Source organism: Mycobacterium shunyiense, assembly GCF_058270075.1.
Genome location: NZ_JBZDPU010000001.1, coordinates 236,046 through 253,703 on the forward strand (window position 1 = coordinate 236,046; position 17,658 = coordinate 253,703).

The window sequence follows — 17,658 nt, forward strand, 5'->3', positions numbered from 1 at the left end:
GGACCGGTGAATGACCTGCAGGAGTTGAGGTGTCCGACGACAGCACGAAGGCGGCCAAACCGGGCACCAAGCTGGTGCCCGCGGCAGGCGCCGTGTTGTGGCGCGGCGGTCAGGACGCCGCAGGCGCGACCGTCACCGAGGTAGCCGTGATCCACCGTCCTCGCTACGACGATTGGTCGCTTCCCAAGGGGAAGGTCGAACCGGACGAAACCGATCCGGTGGCCGCGGTACGCGAGGTTCACGAGGAGACCGGGTACGCGGCACAGCTCGGCCGCCGGCTCGGCTCGATCTCGTACGAGATTCCGCAGGGCACCAAACGGGTCTGGTATTGGGCGGCTCGCGCCACCGGAGGAGACTTCACGCCCAATGACGAGGTGGACAAGCTCATCTGGCTGCCGGTGCATGCGGCCATGGATCAGGTCGTCTATCCGCATGACCGAAAAGTGTTGCGCCGCTTCGAAAAATACCCGCCAGATACGAAAACTGTGATCGTGGTGCGGCATGGATCGGCCGGGCGGCGGTCACGATTCAAGGGCGACGACCGCAAGCGACCACTCGACAAGAAAGGTCGGGCGCAGGCCGAGGCTCTGGTCGCCCAACTATTGGCATTCGGTGCCACAACGCTTTACGCGGCCGATCGGCTGCGCTGCCATCAGACCTTGGAACCTCTGGGCCAGGAGCTCGGTGTGGACATCCACAACGAGCCGGCACTGACGGAAGAGGCCTACGCCGACGATCACAAGGCCGCTCGCAATCGATTGCTCGACATCGCGGCGCGCGCAGGTACACCGGTCATCTGCTCACAAGGCAAGGTGATCCCCGGGTTGATTTCCTGGTGGTGTGAACGGGACCGCGTGCGACCCGCCACGACTGGGAACCGCAAGGGCAGTGCGTGGGTGTTGTCGATCGCGGACGGCCGGCTGCTGGCCGCCGACCACATGTGCAGTCCACTATCCAAGCAGCAGTAAACCCACACGAGAAAGGCACGTCGTGAGCTCATCTACGGCTCACGACGCGCCTTTACCGTAATTACTTGCGGCCCTTCTTGGCCGGTGCCTTCTTGGCAGCCGCCTTCTTGGCGGGCGCCTTGGTCGCGGCCTTCTTGGCAGGAGCCTTGGTCGCAGCCTTCTTGGCCGGTGCCTTCTTGACTGCGGCCTTCTTGGCGGGCGCCTTGGTCGCGGCCTTCTTGGCAGGAGCCTTGGTCGCGGCCTTCTTGGCCGGTGCCTTCTTGACTGCGGCCTTCTTGGCGGGCGCCTTGGTCGCGGCCTTCTTGGCAGGAGCCTTGGTCGCAGCCTTCTTGGCCGGTGCCTTCTTGGCGGCGGTCTTCTTGGCGGCAGTGCGCTTGGCAGGGCCTGCGGTGACGCCACGCTTGACGGCCGGACCGTCAGCCGGGAGACGCTGCGCCCCAGCGACAACCGCCTTGAACTGTGCACCCGGCCGGAAAGCCGGCACCGAAGTGGGCTTGACCTTCACGGTCTCGCCGGTGCGCGGGTTACGGGCCACCCGGGCAGCGCGACGGCGCTGCTCGAAAACACCGAAGCCGGTGATCGTGACGCTGTCACCCTTGTGCACCGCGCGGACGATGGTGTCCACAACGTTCTCGACCGCGGCGGTAGCCTGCCGACGATCGGTGCCCAGTTTGGTTGTGAGTACGTCGATGAGCTCCGCTTTGTTCATCCAAAACCTCCGAAACCAGTGGTCCTCTTTGGACCGACTAGAGGACACGGTAAACCCTGTGACCACTGATTTCCAAGAGCCACGCGCAATTTCAGGCGTAGCTAGCGAACAATCCGGCAATCCGCTTGCCCCACTTGGACTCCGCCGGGACGGGTCCAGAACCGGTTTGGCAGGCGGCGAATTCGGGCGCTGAAGCGCCCTCGGGAGGCCTCGATCAGGCCGGCAGAGTACGCGGCTTCCAGCTCGGCCTGCGCTTCTCATAATCCTCGATCGAAGACAGTTTCCGCAGCGTAAGGCCTATATCGTCGAGTCCTTCGAGCAGCCGCCAGGCCGTGTAGTCATCAATTCTGAACGGCAACACAACCGTTCCGGCGACGATATTTCGATCTTGAAGATTCACAGTGATTTCCAGGCCGGGATTCTGCTCGATGAGCTTCCATAACAGCTCGACATCGTCTTGGGCGACCTCGGCGGCCAATAGCCCGGCCTTGCCGGCGTTGCCGCGGAAAATATCGGCGAATCGGGATGAGATAACCACCCGGAAGCCATAGTCCATGAGCGCCCAGACGGCGTGTTCGCGAGAAGATCCGGTGCCGAAATCGGGGCCGGCGACCAACACGGAGCCTTTGTCGAATGGCGGGAGATTCAGAATGAACGACGGATCCGTGCGCCAGGCGGCGAACAATCCGTCCTCGAAACCTGTTCGGGTGACCCGCTTCAAATAGACCGCGGGGATGATCTGGTCGGTGTCGACGTTGGACCGCCGCAGCGGGACCCCGATTCCGGTGTGTGTACTGAAAGCGTCCATCACGCTTCTCCTTCTGGCTTTTTAGCGGGTCGCGGCGGGCAGATCGGCAGGGGACGCGAGTTTTCCGCGCACGGCGGTGGCAGCCGCGACAGCCGGTGACACCAGGTGGGTGCGGCCGCCCTTACCCTGTCGGCCTTCGAAATTCCGGTTGGATGTGGAGGCGCAGCGCTGCCCCGGGGACAGTTGATCGGGGTTCATTCCCAGACACATCGAGCAGCCGGCCTGCCGCCATTCGGCGCCTGCGGCGGTGAATATCTGGACTAGACCTTCCGATTCGGCCTGGGCACGCACCCGCATCGAGCCCGGCACGACCAGCATCCGCACCCCGTCGGCCACCTTGCGATCGCGCAGCACGTCGGCGACCACTCGGAGGTCCTCGATGCGACCGTTGGTGCAGGAGCCGACGAAGACGGTGTCCACGGCGATGTCGCGCATGGCCATCCCGGGCCGCAGATCCATGTAGGCCAAAGCCTTCTCCGCCGACTGACGCTCGCCGTCGTCGCCGATCAACTCAGGATCCGGGACCGAAGCGGACAACGGGACCCCCTGCCCCGGGTTGGTGCCCCACGTCACGAACGGGCTCAACGCGGCGGCATCCAGGTAGACCTCGGTGTCGAATTCGGCACCCTCGTCAGTGCGCAACTGGCTCCACGCGGCAATGGCGGCGTCCCAGTCCGCTCCCTTGGGAGCGTTCGGACGGCCTTTGAGGAACTCATAGGTGGTCTCGTCGGGAGCCACCATCCCGGCCCGCGCCCCGGCCTCGATGCTCATGTTGCAGATCGTCATCCGGCCTTCCATGGACAGCGCTTCGATGGCACTGCCCCGGTATTCGATGACGTGGCCCTGGCCGCCGCCGGTACCGATCTTGGCGATGACGGCCAAGATGATGTCCTTGGCGCTCACCCCGGGCGGAAGCACGCCGTCGACGTTGACCGCCATGGTCTTGAACGGCTTGAGCGGCAGTGTCTGCGTGGCCATCACATGCTCGACCTCGGATGTGCCGATGCCCATAGCGATGGCGCCGAACGCCCCGTGGGTCGAGGTGTGGCTGTCTCCACACACCACCGTCATGCCCGGCTGTGTCAGTCCGAGCTGCGGTCCGATGATGTGCACGATGCCCTGCTCGACGTCACCCATCGGGTGCAGTCGGATACCGAATTCCTCGCAGTTGCGCCGCAATGTCTCGACCTGCGTGCGCGAGACAGGGTCCGCGATCGGCTTGTCGATGTCGACCGTGGGCACGTTGTGGTCCTCGGTGGCGATCGTCAGGTCGGGCCGTCGCACCGGCCGACCCGCCATGCGCAGACCGTCGAACGCCTGCGGGCTGGTGACCTCGTGCACGAGATGCAGGTCGATGTAGATCAGGTCGGGCTCGCGGGATGCGCCCTCGCCCTCACCGCGCGCCACGACGTGGTCTTCCCAAACCTTTTCGGCCAGGGTGCGCGGCTTCACGGATGTCTGTGTCGATTGGTCCATCGCTACTTCTCGATTCGATTAACGGCATATGCGGGCTTGCATCAAGAGTCCGCCAGGGCTGGGCGGTACTGTCGTCATCTCGCCTTCATCTCACAATGCGAGACGCTAGTATCTCTCTGTGAGAAATGATAGCGGCATCGGCGTTCTCGACAAAGCGGTGGGTGTGCTGCACACCGTGGCCGAGTCACCTTGCGGGCTGGCCGAACTCTGCGAGCGGACCGGACTCCCCCGAGCGACCGCGCACCGGCTGGCCGCGGGCCTCGAAACCCACCGGCTGCTGGCCCGCGACGGCGACGGCCGCTGGCGCCTCGGCCCCGCACTGACCGAATTGGCCTCCCACGTCAACGATCCGCTGCTGGCCGCCGGGGCCGCGGTACTGCCCCGCCTACGCGAGATCACCGGCGAGAGCGTCCAGCTGTACCGGCGCGAGGGCCAATCACGGGTCTGCGTGGTGGCGTTGGAGCCGCCGGCCGGACTTCGTGACACCGTGCCGGTCGGGACCCACCTCCCGATGACCGCGGGCTCTGGAGCCAAAGTGCTACTGGCCTACGCCGACGCGGCCACCCAGCAGGCCGTGCTTCCGGCGGCCAAGTTCACCGATCGGGCGCTGGCCGAGGTCCGCAAGCGCGGCTGGGCCCAGAGTGCCGCCGAACGCGAGCCAGGAGTGGCCAGTGTCTCGGCGCCGGTGCGTGACGGGCGCGGCGCCGTGATCGCCGCGGTTTCGGTGTCCGGACCGATCGACCGTATGGGTCGCCGGCCGGGAGCCCGTTGGGCTGCCGATCTACTCGCCGCGTCCGACGCCCTGACCCGGCGACTGTGAGGCGAATCTCAGTAGCCCGGTGTGTCACGCCAGAGTGGCTGTCGAGCGCCGGCGCCACTCCAGCGTGACAAACCAGGCGGCCTACCGCCGCCCGCACCACCGAGTCTCACCGAGCGTCACGCCCGAGTGACCTTCGACACCCAGAGCCACTCTGGCGTGACAAAGCCGGCGGGAGGAACGCAAGAGGAGCGCAAGTCGGGAGAGCGACGCAAACCGGGCGGACGAATCCCATACAACGCAAAAGCGCCCAGTTCGTGAGAACTGGGCGCTTTTGCGGTTCGCGCCGAGGCGCTCACCTTCTGTACCCCCGATGGGATTCGAACCCACGCTACCGCCGTGAGAGGGCGGCGTCCTAGGCCGCTAGACGACGGGGGCTAGAACTTCCGGATGGTCAGCATAGCTCAGGCAGTGGTGCTCGCCTAATCCGGCTGAACCGCTCCGGATGGCTGGGGTACCAGGACTCGAACCTAGAATGGCGGTACCAGAAACCGCTGTGTTGCCAATTACACCATACCCCATTAATTGCCTATCACCGCAGGTGGCAGGCAATTTCGATCCGATCGGCTCAGCGGGGGCTTCCCCGTTTTGCTTTTCGGGCCGACGAGCAGACTACCAAAGATTTTCGGCGCTTTTTACCAAGCCCCGCCACCCCAGGCGCTCACAGCCGGGCCCGGGCGGACCGCAACCGCGTCAGGCTGCGGTCGGCCCCCAGCAGTTCCATGGATTCGAACAGCGGCGGGCTGATCGTGGCGCCCGTGACGGCGACGCGGATCGGCCCGAACGCCTTCCGTGGCTTGAGCTCCAGACCGTCCAGAAGGGCCTCCTTGAGCGCAGCCTCGATGTTGGCGGTGTTCCACTCCCCGACCGCCTCCAGCGCGCTCAGAGCGGCATCCAGGACCGGTGCGGCCTCCTCGCGCAGTTCCTTGGCAGCGGCCTTCTCGTCGATCTCGTAGGAGCCGTCGTCGAAGAACTTCAGCAGCCCCCACGCATCGCCGAGGACGACGATGCGCGTCTGGACCAGCGCGGCCGCTTCGGCGAATGCGGCGTCGTCCAAACCTGTGTCGTGGCCATGGGCTTCGAAGTACCCATGCAGCCGAGCCGTGAAGTCCTCGACCGTCAGCAGCCGGATGTGCTCGGCGTTGATCGCGTCGGCCTTCTTCTGGTCGAACCGCGCCGGGTTGGAGTTGACGTTGACGACGTCGAACGCGGCCACCATCTCCTCGAGGCTGAACACGTCGTGATCGTCGGCGATGCCCCAGCCCAGCAGCGCCAGGTAGTTCAGCAGACCCTCCGGCAGGAAGCCGCGATCACGGTGCAAGAACAGATTGGACTGCGGATCCCGCTTGGACAGCTTCTTGTTGCCCTCGCCGAGAACACTTGGCAAATGAGCGAATTCAGGCACCCGCTCAGCCACGCCGATCCGCATCAGCGCCCGGTACAGCGCGATCTGACGCGGCGTCGAGGGCATGATGTCCTCGCCGCGCAGCACGTGGGTGATCTTCATCATCGCGTCGTCGACCGGGTTGACCAAGGTGTACAACGGATCTCCGTTGGCGCGGGTGATCGCGAAATCGGGCACCGACCCCGCCGGGAAGCTCACCGGCCCGCGCACCAGATCGGTCCAGCCGAGGTCCTCGTCGGGCATCCGCAGGCGCAACACGGGCTTGCGGCCTTCGTCGACGAATACCTTGCGCTGCTCGTCGGTCAGGTCCCGGTCGTAGTTGTCGTACCCGAGTTTGGGATTGCGTCCGGCCGCCACGTGCCGCGCCTCGACCTCTTCCGGCGTCGAATATGCCGCGTAGACCTCACCGGCCTCGAGCAGGCGGTTGATCACGTCACGGTAGATCTCGCTGCGCTGCGACTGCCGGTACGGCTCGTAGGGGCCGCCGACCTCGGGGCCCTCGTCCCAGTCCAGCCCGAGCCAGCGCAACGCGTCGAGGATCGCGGCGTAGCTCTCGGCACTGTCACGCGCGGCATCGGTGTCCTCGATGCGGAAGACGAACGTTCCGCCGGTGTGCCGGGCGTAGGCCCAGTTGAACAGCGCGGTACGCACCAACCCGACGTGCGGTGTGCCGGTCGGGGACGGACAGAACCTCACGCGGACCGGACGAGAGGGAGATGTCATCACTTGCCTCTATTTCTGCTTACGCACAACGGGATTGGTGAGGGTGCCGATGCCTTCGACGGTGACGCTCACGGTGTCCCCGTCTTCGATCGGACCGACCCCCTCCGGGGTTCCGGTCAGGATCAGATCACCGGGTAGCAGCGTCATCACGGCCGAGACCCATTCAACGATGGCACCGATGTCGTGGATCATCAGCGAGGTTCGGCTGCGCTGCCGCACTACGCCGTTCACCTCAGTGCGAATCTCCAGATCGGACGGATCGAGGTCGTTGACGATCCACGGGCCCACCGGACAGAAGGTGTCGTGCCCCTTGGCCCGCATCCACTGACCGTCCTTGGCCTGCTGGTCGCGCGCCGAGATGTCGTTGGCAATGGTGTAGCCCAGGATGTTCTCGGCGGCGCGCGCAGCGGGGACGTCCTTGCACGGCCGCCCGATCACGATCGCCAGCTCCCCCTCGTGGTGAACGGGGTTGGCATCGGCCGGCAACTGGATCGGCACATTGGGGCCGATGATCGCGGTGTTGGGCTTGAGGAAGATCACCGGATCCTCGGGCGCCGCACCGCCCATCTCCGCGGCGTGAGCCTCGTAGTTCTTGCCCATGCAGATGACCTTGCTGGCCAGGATGGGTGCCAACATGCGGACGTCGGCCAGTGGCCAGCTCCGCCCGGTGAAGTTGGGGTTACCGAACGGATGCTCGGCGATCTCTTTGCAGACGGCATCTGCACCGTCGCCTTCGACACTGACGAAAGCGACGCCGTCGGGACTGGCGATTCGACCTAAGCGCATTTTGACCAGGGTAGTGCGCAGTGTCTTACGACCAGCGCTGACGCCTCCGGTCGGCTTCCGTCAGTGCCCGTCGAACAGCGCGGCGAGGAACGGCGTGGAGTCCGGAACCGAGGCCAGCACGGTGCCCGAGTGATCCTCGTCGGGATAAACCTTCAATGTGACGTCCTGACCGTTGGCGCGTAGTTGATCGGCGAGCTGCTGCGACATGTTTGGCGGAACATCGCGGTCCAAGAGCCCGACGCCGAGGAAGATCGGCCGGTCGTAGCCGCTGGTCGGTGTCCCCATGTAGGCGTCGAGACCTTCCGGAACGCCGGGCCGGGTGGCCAACGGCGCGCTGAAGTACGCCGTCGGTGTCATACCGGCCAGCTGCTGATCGAGATCCGGCTTGCACAGCGTCTCGGCCTTGTTCACCGCGTCCAGTCCGGCGGGGGTGAGCACGCTGTCGATGTCGAGATCGGGGCGCGCCTCACGCAGTCCGGCGAGGATGTAGCCGGTGTAGCTGTTGGCCGCGGGTCCCAGATTCGGCGGCAGCAACATATCGGGCCCGGACTGTTCGACGATTCCCTGGACGTTGAACGGTGTTCCGGTGGCCACTACGCCGCGGTAGTCCAGACCCGTCCCCCGGCTGAATTCGGTGGCCCAGCGCGCACTGTTGACCGCGGCCCCGCCGCCCTGGGACTGACCGACGATGGCCCATTTCGGTGACAACGGCAGGTCCATGTGGTGCATGGCGATCACCGAGTCGACGACGCTGTGGGCAGTGGCCACGCTGTTGAGATAGCTCATCAGCCCGGGGGTGCCGAGTCCGGCGTAATCGGAGCCGACGACGGCGTAGCCCTGGTCGAGCCAGTGCGTGAGGTATACGGCATCCCGCGCGCTGCGGGGCTGCGCCGACGGTGCGCAATCGTCACCGAGTCCCACCGTGCCGTGCGCCCACGCGATGGTCGGCCAGCCGCCGTCGGGTGCCTGGCCGTGCGGGATGAACACCACAGCGGTACTGACTGCGGCTGCATCATGCTGGTCGACAGTCGAATAAAGGATGCGGTAGGCACTCGCCGCGCCCGGTACCGAGAGCGCCGGGTCCAACGGAACCGTCTCGATCAGGGTGCCTGCCACCGGAATCGGCGCGTCATAGTGCCGGGCATCCAGGCCCGACCAGTCCGGTGCGACTGCCGCCACCGCCGTCGGCGCCGTCAAGAATCCACACGTCAGCAGAGCGGTGACCGCAAACCACATCTTCACGGTCACAGCCTAGGACAGTCCGGACGCCTCTCATATATTGAGATATCAGTTCAATATTTTGGGACATCCGTGAAACGATGCAGACATGCCGGTTTCGTCGATCAGCACATTTCGCCGTTGGTCGATGTTGGTGATCGCGTTGACTGCGACCACATGTGCCAACGTGTTCATCAACGGCGCGGCATTTCTCATCCCCACCCTGCACGCCGAGCGAGGCCTGGATCTGGCGCAGGCCGGTCTGCTGTCGTCGATGCCGAGCTTCGGATTGGTGGTCACGCTGATCGCCTGGGGCTACGTCGTCGACCGGGTCGGTGAACGGATCGTGCTGACGGTGGGCTCGGCCCTGACCGCCGCGGCGGCGTTCGGAGCGGCCGCCGCGCATTCCCTGGTGGCCGTCGGCGTGTTCCTGCTACTGGGCGGAATGGCCGCGGCCAGCAGCAATTCGGCGAGTGGGCGGGTCGTGGTCGGCTGGTTCCCACCCGACCAGCGTGGCCTGGCCATGGGAATCCGTCAGACGGCAACGCCTCTGGGTGTCGGACTGGGCGCGTTGGTCATTCCGCGCCTGGCTGAATCCCACGGTGTGGCAACCGCATTGCTGTTTCCGGCGGTCGTATGCGTGCTGTCCGCGGTGATCTGCGCTGTGGGCGTGCTGGATCCGCCACGGCCACCCCGCCACGAAGCACCGGCCGAACACCTCGCCAACCCGTATCGCGGTTCAAACGTGTTGTGGCGCATCCACGCAGTGTCGGTTCTGCTGGTCGTGCCCCAGGGCCTGGTGTGGACCTTCACCCTGGTGTGGCTGATGAGCGATCGGGGTTGGTCTGCGGCCTCGGCGGGCACGCTGGTAACCATCGCCCAATTGCTGGGCGCGGCAGGACGAATCGCCGCGGGCCGCTGGTCCGATGTGATCGGACAACGGCTGCGTCCCATCCGCACCATCGCGTTGGCGGCGGCAGCGACGATGGGGCTGCTGGCGCTCACCGACTGGCTGGGCTCCCCGATCAGTGTCGCCCTGATCGTGATCGCCTCGGTGATCACGGTGTCCGACAACGGTTTGGCGTTCACGGCAATCGCGGAGATCGCCGGCCCGTTCTGGAGTGGGCGGGCGCTGGGTACTCAGAACACCAGCCAGCACCTGGCCACCGCCAGCTCTGCGCCGTTGTTCGGCGCGCTGATCGGTGTGGCCGGATACCCCGCGGCCTTCGCGGTGTGCGCATTGTTGCCGTTGCTGGCGGTGCCACTGGTTCCGGCTGATCCGGTGCGCAAAGAACCGTAGGGCAGCGGGTCTCGGCCGACATACGCTGCACTGATGAGATCGGGCATCCCCACTCGAGTAGGTGCGGCGAGCCGGCCGGTCAGAACCGGTCGTGTCGTATCCGCACTCTTGGCGTTCGCACTGGCAACAAACGCATGTCAGGTGCACGACCAGCCGTCGAGCCCGCCGTCTCCAACCGCCCTGCTGGAGACTCACGGCCCGTTGATCGCCTACACCGTGCCGAGAGCCACCCCCTGGTTCGACTCGGGAGAGGTGGGTTTCGTGCTGACTGAAGGCTCGAATCCCATTGCCACCTGGAAAAAACAAGTTGGTGCGTCCCGGTTCGCGGGCCTGAGCGGACCTGCCTTCACTACCGACGGAACCTATGCCTTCGCGCAGTACGCCGATGAGCAGGCTGGGCGCTATCCCTACGACGGCGGCGACATGCACGCCGAGCTGGTGTGGATAGATGTGGCAAGCCGTCAAACTCACGAGGTGGCCATTCCGGCTCAGTCTCGCACCGACTCTCAACGGCCGAGTCGACCCGGCGTCCCGTATCCGTTGCAGGGCAGCACAATCGTCTGGCAGGCCCCGCCGACAGCGGACGCTCCCGACGGTCAGGTAACCCTGATGCAGTTGGACCTCAGCCGGCCGAGCCCGACGCCCAGTGTGTTGCGCACCGTTCAATTACCGCCACGAACGCCCGAGCAACAGGCGGTACCCGCCGAAACCCAGGACTTCACCGGAAACGTGATCGGCGCCGGTCATGGACGAGTGGCCATCGTCAAGAAGTACGGCTCAGACAGATTCACCCAGGCCGATCGCCTGTTCCTCGTCGATGCCGACGGCACCGTCCGCGATGTCGCGCACCAACCGACCACGCAGTGGATATCAGCGGTCTTCAGCCCCGACGGCACCCGATTCGCCTACGAAACCGGTGCCATCGACAAGACCGGCTCCTGCGACCGACACCAGGTCACAGTGTTCGACTCGGCCACCGGCCACCAAGCTGCGGGATTTCCACCGGGGCCCTTCGATGCGACCCCCGGGCCCTTCTTCTATGGCAATCAGAGCGGCGCGGTGTGGTGGACATCCGACGGGAGGTTGCGGTCCACCGCGGGTGCCGAGCAGTGTCCGACGAATCGGTCCGAGCCGACGCCGGACGGCGGCGTGTGGGAGCTGAACGGCGGCCAGTGGACACAAGTCGCGCCATCAGGAACCTACCGCGACTACCCGCTGCCCGACGGAGACGCGGTGATCGTCGCGAAGGTGCCCCGACCGTCCGATGAGCGGCAGGCCAACCAACCGCCTACCGTCACAAGCTTGTTCATCCGCGAGGGCGATCAGCGCGTCCACATCGCCGATGTCGACGCCACCAGCGTCGCCGTTGCACCAGCCCAGCCCTGACCGCGCACAACCGAACTCATTGATCGGGCGCGCTCATGTCCCCTGTCCCCGGGATTCCGTCGGCAAGTCCGTACCGCAGATACACGATGCCGTTCGGGCTGGCGACCGGCGGTTGCAGCAGTGTGACGTTGGTGGGCACCGCGCCACCGTCGAACACCTTCTTCCCCGCTCCCAGCATGATCGGGTGCACCCACAGGTCGAGGCGATCAAAGAGCTTCTCGCGCAAGAGCGTCTGGACCAGATTCAGGCTGCCGACGACCTTCACATGCTCATGCCGATCCCGGATCTCACGCACGGCGGCACCCAGGTCCGCGCCCAACTGTTGGGAACCGGCCCACGCGAGGTCAGGTGTGCCGCGGGAGGCGACGTACTTGGGGATGCTGTTGAACAGCGTGCCGAAGTCATCCGTCTGGTGTGGCCAGTAGGCGGCGAAGATGTCGTACGTCCGGCGCCCGAGCAGGAGAGCATCGGTGCCCTCGTATGCAGCGCCGACCTGTGCACCCGACACCTCGTCGATCAACGGCGCCTGCCAGCCGCCGAACGAGAACCCCTCGGGGTCCTCGTCAGGCCCGCCCGGCGCCTGCGCGACGAGGTCGAGGGTCGCGAACAGTTCGATGTCGATGAGTCCCATGCCCGTATAGACCGACCGGCGCCCAAAGACTCATCGCCTCGGTGATCGACTCTGCGTCCAGGGCGCGAATGTGCGAGTGACCCGCGCCCTCAGCGCAGAGTCGGTGCCGTGTCAGACCGGGGACGCAGCATCAACGCCGCGGCCAGAAAGCACAACGCACCGATGAAGGTGCCGAAATTGGCGAGCCGCTCGTCGACTGTCACGCCGGTCTTGCGAACGAATGCGGCGAGCGCGGAAACCCCGAACGCCACACAACCCATCATGTTGACCCACGCGGCCTGCCAGCCAACGGATTTCGGTGACCACGCGCCGACCGCCAGCACTGCGAGCACGCCGCTGAGCAGGAAGGCCAGTGAGCCCGTCGCGTCGGGGGCCCAGACGAACCGGCGCTCAGCCAGTACCGCGTGGGCCCAGACCGACGCGCCGGTGCTGAGGTTGAACAGGAGGGTCCCGGCGAATTGTGTGGCCGCCGACCACCAGTCGAGTCCGCGTCCGGCGAGCACGAGCTGGATGCCCGCGGCCGTGGTGAAAAACCACGAGCCGACGAAGCACAGCGTGTTCGTCACGCCCGCACCGGCCAAGGCAGGGAAACCCGGCACGGTGGCGGCCGCGAAGAACGACGATCCGATTGCGAACAGCCAACACTGCCTCGTCGGGGTGGCGAAGCGGGCAGTCACCGCCGACTCAGCGCAGAATCACCGGCTACAGCAGCGACAGGATCCGCTCGCCGACCTCGCTGGTCGAGTGCTTCGCGTCACCGCGGGTGGCCAGGTGCTCACCGACCGCCTTGTCGACCTGCGCGGCGGCGTCGGTCTCACCGATGTGCGTGAGCAGCAGCGCCACACTCATCACCGCGGCGGTCGGATCGGCGATCCCCTGCCCGGCGATGTCGGGTGCACTGCCGTGCACCGGCTCGAACATCGCCGGGTTCGTGCCCGTCGCATCGATATTGCCCGAGGCGGCCAGGCCGATACCGCCGGAGACCGCGGCCGCCAGATCGGTGATGATGTCGCCGAACAGGTTGTCGGTGACGATCACGTCGAACCGGCCGGGATCGGTGACCATGTGGATGGTGGCCGCATCGATGTGCTGGTAAGCCGTCTCGACGTCCGGGTACTCCGTACCGATCTCGTCGACGGTGCGCTTCCACAGCGAGCCGGCGAACGCCAGCACGTTGTTCTTGTGCACCAGAGTCAGGTGTTTGCGTCGCGCGCGGGCTTTCTCGAACGCATAACGCACCACGCGCTCCACGCCGAACCGGGTGTTGGTGGACACCTCGGTGGCAACCTCGTGCGGGGTGCCCACCCGGATCGCGCCGCCGGTGCCGGTGTAGGGACCTTCGGTGCCCTCGCGCACCACCACGAAGTCGATCTCCGGGTTGCCGGCCAAGGGACTGGAAACCCCGGCGAACAACTTCGACGGCCGCAGGTTCACGTGGTGGTCCAACGCAAACCGCATGTTGAGCAGCAACCCGCGTTCGAGCACACCACTGGGGACCGACGGATCGCCGATGGCGCCCAACAGGATTGCGTCATAGCCCTTGAGCTCCTCGACGAATCCCTCGGGCAGGGTCTCCCCCGTCGCGTGGTAACGCCGCGCGCCCAGGTCGTATTCGGTCCGGTCCACGCCGGGCAGCACCGCGTCGAGCACCTTCAGCGCCTCGGCGATGACCTCCGGACCGATGCCGTCACCGGCGATTACAGCGAGTTTCATGACAGGTCGACCACTTCCAGCGTCGTGGCGTCAACGGCAGCGGCAAGCGCGGAACGCACATCCTCTGGCACGTCGGTGTCCAGCCGCAGCATCACGATGGCGCTGTCGCCGTCGACGTCCTGGCTCAGCTGCGCGGCCAGGATGTTGACGTTCGCCCCACCCAGCAGGGTGCCGATCTTGCCAAGGGCGCCCGGCTGATCGTTGTAGTGGACGATGAGGTTGTAGCCCTCGGCGCGCAGGTCGAAGTTGCGGCCGTTGATCTGGACGATCTTCTCGACCAGCTGCGGCCCCGACAGGGTGCCCGCGACGTTCACCGCGCTGCCGTCGGCGTGCACGACGCGCACATCGACCACGCTGCGGTGGTTGGGGCTCTCGGTGGCGGTGCTGATCTCGGAGGCCACGCCACGGTCGGCGGCCAACGTCGGAGCGTTGACGAACGTGACCTGCTCGTCGACCACCGCGGAGAACAGCCCACGCAGCGCCGACAGCCGCAGGATCTCGACATCCTCCGACGCCAGCTCGCCGCGCGCCTGGACGGTGAGCGACACCGGGGCCGCATCGGACAGGGCACCGGCCAGCAGACCGAGCTTGCGCACCAGGTCCAGCCAGGGCGCCACCTCTTCGCCGACGGCGCCGCCGCCCACGTTGACCGCGTCCGGCACGAATTCGCCGGCAAGGGCGAGCTTCACGCTGGCGGCCACATCGGTACCGGCCCGGTCCTGCGCCTCGGCGGTCGAGGCACCCAGGTGCGGGGTCACGACGACCTGCGGCAGCTCGAACAGCGGGCTGTCGGTGCACGGTTCGGTCGAGAACACGTCCAGACCGGCGGCACGCACGTGGCCGCTCGTGATGGCATCGGCCAGGGCCTGCTCATCGATCAGACCACCGCGGGCGGCGTTGACGATGATGACGCCCGGCTTGGTCTTGGCCAGGTTGTCCTTGCCGAGCAGGCCGGCGGTCTCCTTGGTCTTGGGCAGGTGCACCGAGATGAAGTCGGCTCGGCCGAGCAGCTCCTCCAGCGGCAGCAACTCGATACCGAGCTGGGCGGCGCGGGCCTGCGAGACGTAGGGGTCGTACGCCACGATGTGGGCGCCGAAGGCGGCCAGGCGCTGGGCGACCAGCTGACCGATGCGGCCGAGACCGACGACACCGACGGTCTTGTCGAAGATCTCGACGCCCGAGAACGACGACCGCTTCCAGGTGTGTTCCCGCAGCGTTGCGTCGGCGGCGGGGATCTGTCGCGCCGTGGACAGCAGCAGGGCCAGGGCGTGCTCGGCGGCACTGTGGATGTTGGAGGTCGGTGCGTTGACGACGAGCACCCCGCGGGCGGTCGCGGCGTCGACGTCGACGTTGTCCAGGCCGACACCGGCGCGGGCGACGATCTTGAGTTTGGGGGCCGCGGCGATGACCTCGGCGTCCACCGTGGTGGCGGAACGCACCAGCAGCGCGTCGGCTTCCGGCACGGCAGCGAGCAGCTTCTCGCGGTCCGGACCGTCGACCCACCTGACCTCTACCTGGTCACCGAGAGCGGCGACGGTCGATTCCGCGAGCTTGTCGGCAATCAAAACAACGGGGAGACTCACGCGGACAGCCTAGTGTGTGCGCCCTACCACAGCCGAACCGCGTGCGGTGTACTGATGGGCGTGGACGTCACAATCGTCGGCAGCGGCCCCAACGGCCTGTCCGCCGCGGTCATCTGTGCCCGGGCCGGACTGGCCGTACGCGTCATCGAAGCGCAACCCACCCCGGGCGGTGGGGCACGCACCATGCCGGACCCGGAATATCCCGGAGTCAGCCACGACATCTGTTCAGCGGTGCACCCGCTGGCGTTGGCGTCGCCGTTCTTCGCCGCCTACGACCTGACCGCCCGCGGGGTGCAACTGGCGGTCCCCGAGATTTCCTACGCCAGCCCGTTGCAGCACCGCCCGGCGGCGATCGGTTACCGCGACATCGAGCGCACGTGCTCCGAACTGGACCACGGAGATTCGTGGCGACGGCTGCTCGGTCCGCTGGCTGCCGAGTGCGATGACGTGGTGGGCCTGATCCTCGGCGACAAGCGGTCGCTACCGCCGTCGCTGACCGCGGCCGCGCGTGTCGCGCCCCGATTGCTCGCCCAAGGCACCCCGTTGTGGCGCACACTGACGGGCGAAGATGCCCGTGCGTTGTTCAGTGGTGTTGCGGCACACACGATCTCGACGATGCCGTCACTGGTATCGGGTGGCGCTGGTCTGATGCTGGCGACGCTGGGACATGCTGTGGGATGGCCGATCCCGATCGGCGGATCCCAGGCGATACCGGATGCGCTGATCGCCGATCTCACCGCGCACGGCGGCGAACTCGTCCTCGGACACGAGGTCACTGAACCACCGTCGGGCGTGGTCATCTACGACACCGCACCGACCGCGCTGCTGTCGATCTACGGCAAGGCCCTGCCGCCTCGCTATGCGCGGGCGTTGAGCCGCTACCGCTACGGACCGGGAGTGGCGAAGGTCGATTTCGTGCTGAGCGGCGAGATCCCTTGGCGTGACCCGCGTCTGGCCCAGGCGCCGACCCTGCACCTGGGTGGCAGCCGGGCACAGATGGCACTGGCCGAGTCCGAGATCGCCGCGGGCCGCCACGCCGAGTGGCCGATGGTGCTGGGCGCGCTCCCCCACGTCGCCGACGCATCCCGCATCGATGACGCCGACCGGCGCCCGCTGTGGACCTATGTCCACGTACCCAACAATTCGACGCGGGACATGGCCACGGTGGTCACCGACATCTTCGAACGATTCGCCCCGGGCTTCCGCGATCTGGTGGTCGGGGTCCGCAGCGTGCCCGCGTCGCGGATGGACGAGCACAACGCCAACCTGGTCGGCGGCGATATCGGTGTGGGGGGCAACAACATGGCCAGCGCGCTGCTGGGGCCCACTCCACGGTTCGACCCGTGGACCACCCCGATCCCCAAGGCCTACCTGTGCTCGTCGGCCACTCCGCCGGGTGGTGGCGTGCACGGGATGGCCGGGTTCTACGCCGCCCGCACCGTGCTCAAACGCGAGTTCGGTATGCGGGATCTGCCTAAGCTGGCACCATGACCACTCCTGCACCCAAGGTCGCCGTCATCTACTACTCCGCGACCGGCCACGGCACGCACATGGCTCAGCGGGTCACCGCCACCGCCGAGGCCGCAGGTGCCGAGGTGCGGTTGCGGCCCGTCGCCGAGACCGCCGATCCAGAGTCCTTCGCTCACAATCCGGCCTGGACCGCGAATTACGAAGCCACCAAGGATCAACCGAGCGCCACCGGTGACGACATCGTCTGGGCAGACGCGGTGATCTTCGGCTCCCCCACCCGATTCGGTTCTGTCGCTTCGCAATTGCGCGCATTCCTCGATTCGCTCGGCGGCCTGTGGTCACAAGGCAAGCTCGCCGACAAGGTCTACGCCGGGTTCACCTCGACCAACACCGCGCATGGCGGGCAGGAGACCACGCTGCTGACGCTCTACGTGACGTTGATGCACTGGGGCGGGATCATCGTCCCGCCGGGCTACACCGATCCGCTCAAATTCGTCGACGGCAACCCGTACGGCGCCAGCCTGCTGGCCAACCACGACAACATCAGCGAGTTCGACGACACCACCTACGACGCGCTGGATCACCTTGCCCGGCGGGTCGTCAGTGTGGCGGCGCGACTGGGTTCGTAGCCGCCGACGGCTGGGGCCGGGAAAACTGCTGCGCTG

Annotated in this window: 16 protein-coding genes and 2 tRNA genes; 6 read left to right on the forward strand and 12 right to left on the reverse strand. The window is 66.5% G+C overall.

Features of this window, described 5'->3' with window-relative positions:
* Positions 1-29: 29 nt before the first annotated feature.
* Positions 30-968 carry an 8-oxo-(d)GTP phosphatase MutT1 gene (gene mutT1 / locus AC4ELH_RS01160; protein WP_448446887.1) on the forward strand — a complete coding sequence of 313 codons (939 nt, stop codon included), beginning with the start codon at positions 30-32 and terminating at the stop codon, positions 966-968.
* A gap of 61 nt (positions 969-1,029) precedes the next feature.
* On the opposite strand, the gene AC4ELH_RS01165 is transcribed toward mutT1, so the two are convergent.
* From AC4ELH_RS01165 to leuC, 3 genes are all read right to left on the reverse strand, one after another.
* The gene (locus tag AC4ELH_RS01165) at positions 1,030-1,677 is read right to left on the reverse strand and encodes an HU family DNA-binding protein (protein WP_055112756.1); all 648 of its coding nucleotides are present in this window, start codon (positions 1,675-1,677) and stop codon (positions 1,030-1,032) included.
* Positions 1,678-1,891: 214 nt separating this feature from the next.
* Entirely contained in the window at positions 1,892-2,485 is a 594-nt protein-coding gene (gene leuD / locus AC4ELH_RS01170) for a 3-isopropylmalate dehydratase small subunit (protein WP_064881882.1), read from the reverse strand.
* A 21-nt stretch (positions 2,486-2,506) separates the two neighbouring features.
* Positions 2,507-3,961: a 3-isopropylmalate dehydratase large subunit gene (leuC, locus tag AC4ELH_RS01175; RefSeq protein WP_498883013.1), complete on the reverse strand. Its 1,455-nt coding sequence runs from the start codon at positions 3,959-3,961 to the stop codon at positions 2,507-2,509.
* Between the two features lie 118 nt (positions 3,962-4,079).
* Here leuC and AC4ELH_RS01180 point away from each other — a divergent pair, with 118 nt between their 5' ends.
* Positions 4,080-4,781 (forward strand): IclR family transcriptional regulator, encoded by a 702-nt coding sequence (locus AC4ELH_RS01180; protein ID WP_064881892.1) that lies wholly within the window; start codon positions 4,080-4,082, stop codon positions 4,779-4,781.
* Positions 4,782-5,083: 302 nt separating this feature from the next.
* On the opposite strand, the gene AC4ELH_RS01185 is transcribed toward AC4ELH_RS01180, so the two are convergent.
* The 5 genes from AC4ELH_RS01185 to AC4ELH_RS01205 all read right to left on the reverse strand — a co-directional run bounded on the left by AC4ELH_RS01185 (position 5,084) and on the right by AC4ELH_RS01205 (position 8,928).
* A tRNA-Glu gene (locus AC4ELH_RS01185) sits at positions 5,084-5,156 on the reverse strand.
* A 68-nt stretch (positions 5,157-5,224) separates the two neighbouring features.
* Positions 5,225-5,299, reverse strand: a tRNA-Gln gene (locus AC4ELH_RS01190).
* A 140-nt stretch (positions 5,300-5,439) separates the two neighbouring features.
* Positions 5,440-6,906 carry a glutamate--tRNA ligase gene (gene gltX / locus AC4ELH_RS01195; RefSeq protein WP_064881894.1) on the reverse strand — a complete coding sequence of 489 codons (1,467 nt, stop codon included), beginning with the start codon at positions 6,904-6,906 and terminating at the stop codon, positions 5,440-5,442.
* Positions 6,907-6,915: 9 nt separating this feature from the next.
* Positions 6,916-7,692 (reverse strand): fumarylacetoacetate hydrolase family protein, encoded by a 777-nt coding sequence (locus AC4ELH_RS01200; RefSeq protein ID WP_498883014.1) that lies wholly within the window; start codon positions 7,690-7,692, stop codon positions 6,916-6,918.
* 60 nt (positions 7,693-7,752) lie between these two features.
* Positions 7,753-8,928, reverse strand: a complete 1,176-nt coding sequence (locus AC4ELH_RS01205) for an alpha/beta hydrolase family protein (RefSeq protein ID WP_498883063.1) — start codon at positions 8,926-8,928, stop codon at positions 7,753-7,755.
* A gap of 91 nt (positions 8,929-9,019) precedes the next feature.
* On the opposite strand from AC4ELH_RS01205, the gene AC4ELH_RS01210 reads away from it, so the two are divergent.
* The gene (locus AC4ELH_RS01210; RefSeq protein ID WP_064881898.1) at positions 9,020-10,210 is read left to right on the forward strand and encodes an MFS transporter; all 1,191 of its coding nucleotides are present in this window, start codon (positions 9,020-9,022) and stop codon (positions 10,208-10,210) included.
* Positions 10,211-10,351: 141 nt separating this feature from the next.
* The gene (locus AC4ELH_RS01215) at positions 10,352-11,596 is read left to right on the forward strand and encodes a hypothetical protein (RefSeq protein ID WP_498883015.1); all 1,245 of its coding nucleotides are present in this window, start codon (positions 10,352-10,354) and stop codon (positions 11,594-11,596) included.
* Positions 11,597-11,612: 16 nt separating this feature from the next.
* Here AC4ELH_RS01215 and AC4ELH_RS01220 read toward each other — a convergent pair whose 3' ends face one another.
* From AC4ELH_RS01220 to serA, 4 genes are all read right to left on the reverse strand, one after another.
* Positions 11,613-12,227 (reverse strand): dihydrofolate reductase family protein, encoded by a 615-nt coding sequence (locus AC4ELH_RS01220; protein ID WP_448446894.1) that lies wholly within the window; start codon positions 12,225-12,227, stop codon positions 11,613-11,615.
* Between the two features lie 89 nt (positions 12,228-12,316).
* A complete protein-coding gene (locus tag AC4ELH_RS01225; protein ID WP_448446896.1) occupies positions 12,317-12,904 on the reverse strand; it encodes a hypothetical protein in 588 nt (195 codons plus the stop codon).
* A gap of 25 nt (positions 12,905-12,929) precedes the next feature.
* Entirely contained in the window at positions 12,930-13,940 is a 1,011-nt protein-coding gene (locus AC4ELH_RS01230) for a 3-isopropylmalate dehydrogenase (RefSeq protein WP_498883016.1), read from the reverse strand.
* Entirely contained in the window at positions 13,937-15,523 is a 1,587-nt protein-coding gene (gene serA, locus AC4ELH_RS01235) for a phosphoglycerate dehydrogenase (RefSeq protein ID WP_064881906.1), read from the reverse strand. The genes AC4ELH_RS01230 and serA overlap by 4 nt, the downstream gene beginning before the upstream one ends.
* A gap of 60 nt (positions 15,524-15,583) precedes the next feature.
* Here serA and AC4ELH_RS01240 point away from each other — a divergent pair, with 60 nt between their 5' ends.
* A complete protein-coding gene (locus AC4ELH_RS01240; protein ID WP_448446901.1) occupies positions 15,584-17,014 on the forward strand; it encodes a phytoene desaturase family protein in 1,431 nt (476 codons plus the stop codon).
* Positions 17,011-17,622, forward strand: a complete 612-nt coding sequence (wrbA, locus tag AC4ELH_RS01245) for an NAD(P)H:quinone oxidoreductase (protein ID WP_064881909.1) — start codon at positions 17,011-17,013, stop codon at positions 17,620-17,622. Before AC4ELH_RS01240 ends, wrbA begins: the two co-directional genes overlap by 4 nt.
* The last annotated feature ends 36 nt before the right edge of the window (positions 17,623-17,658 follow it).

Coding starts and splice junctions, on each gene's coding strand:
- AC4ELH_RS01165 (WP_055112756.1), bottom strand. CDS start 1,677: ATGAACAAAGCGGAGCTCATCGACGTACTCACAACCAAACTGGGCACC.
- leuD (WP_064881882.1), bottom strand. CDS start 2,485: ATGGACGCTTTCAGTACACACACCGGAATCGGGGTCCCGCTGCGGCGG.
- leuC (WP_498883013.1), bottom strand. CDS start 3,961: ATGGACCAATCGACACAGACATCCGTGAAGCCGCGCACCCTGGCCGAA.
- gltX (WP_064881894.1), bottom strand. CDS start 6,906: ATGACATCTCCCTCTCGTCCGGTCCGCGTGAGGTTCTGTCCGTCCCCG.
- AC4ELH_RS01200 (WP_498883014.1), bottom strand. CDS start 7,692: ATGCGCTTAGGTCGAATCGCCAGTCCCGACGGCGTCGCTTTCGTCAGT.
- AC4ELH_RS01205 (WP_498883063.1), bottom strand. CDS start 8,928: ATGTGGTTTGCGGTCACCGCTCTGCTGACGTGTGGATTCTTGACGGCG.
- AC4ELH_RS01210 (WP_064881898.1), top strand. CDS start 9,020: ATGCCGGTTTCGTCGATCAGCACATTTCGCCGTTGGTCGATGTTGGTG.
- AC4ELH_RS01220 (WP_448446894.1), bottom strand. CDS start 12,227: ATGGGACTCATCGACATCGAACTGTTCGCGACCCTCGACCTCGTCGCG.
- AC4ELH_RS01230 (WP_498883016.1), bottom strand. CDS start 13,940: ATGAAACTCGCTGTAATCGCCGGTGACGGCATCGGTCCGGAGGTCATC.
- wrbA (WP_064881909.1), top strand. CDS start 17,011: ATGACCACTCCTGCACCCAAGGTCGCCGTCATCTACTACTCCGCGACC.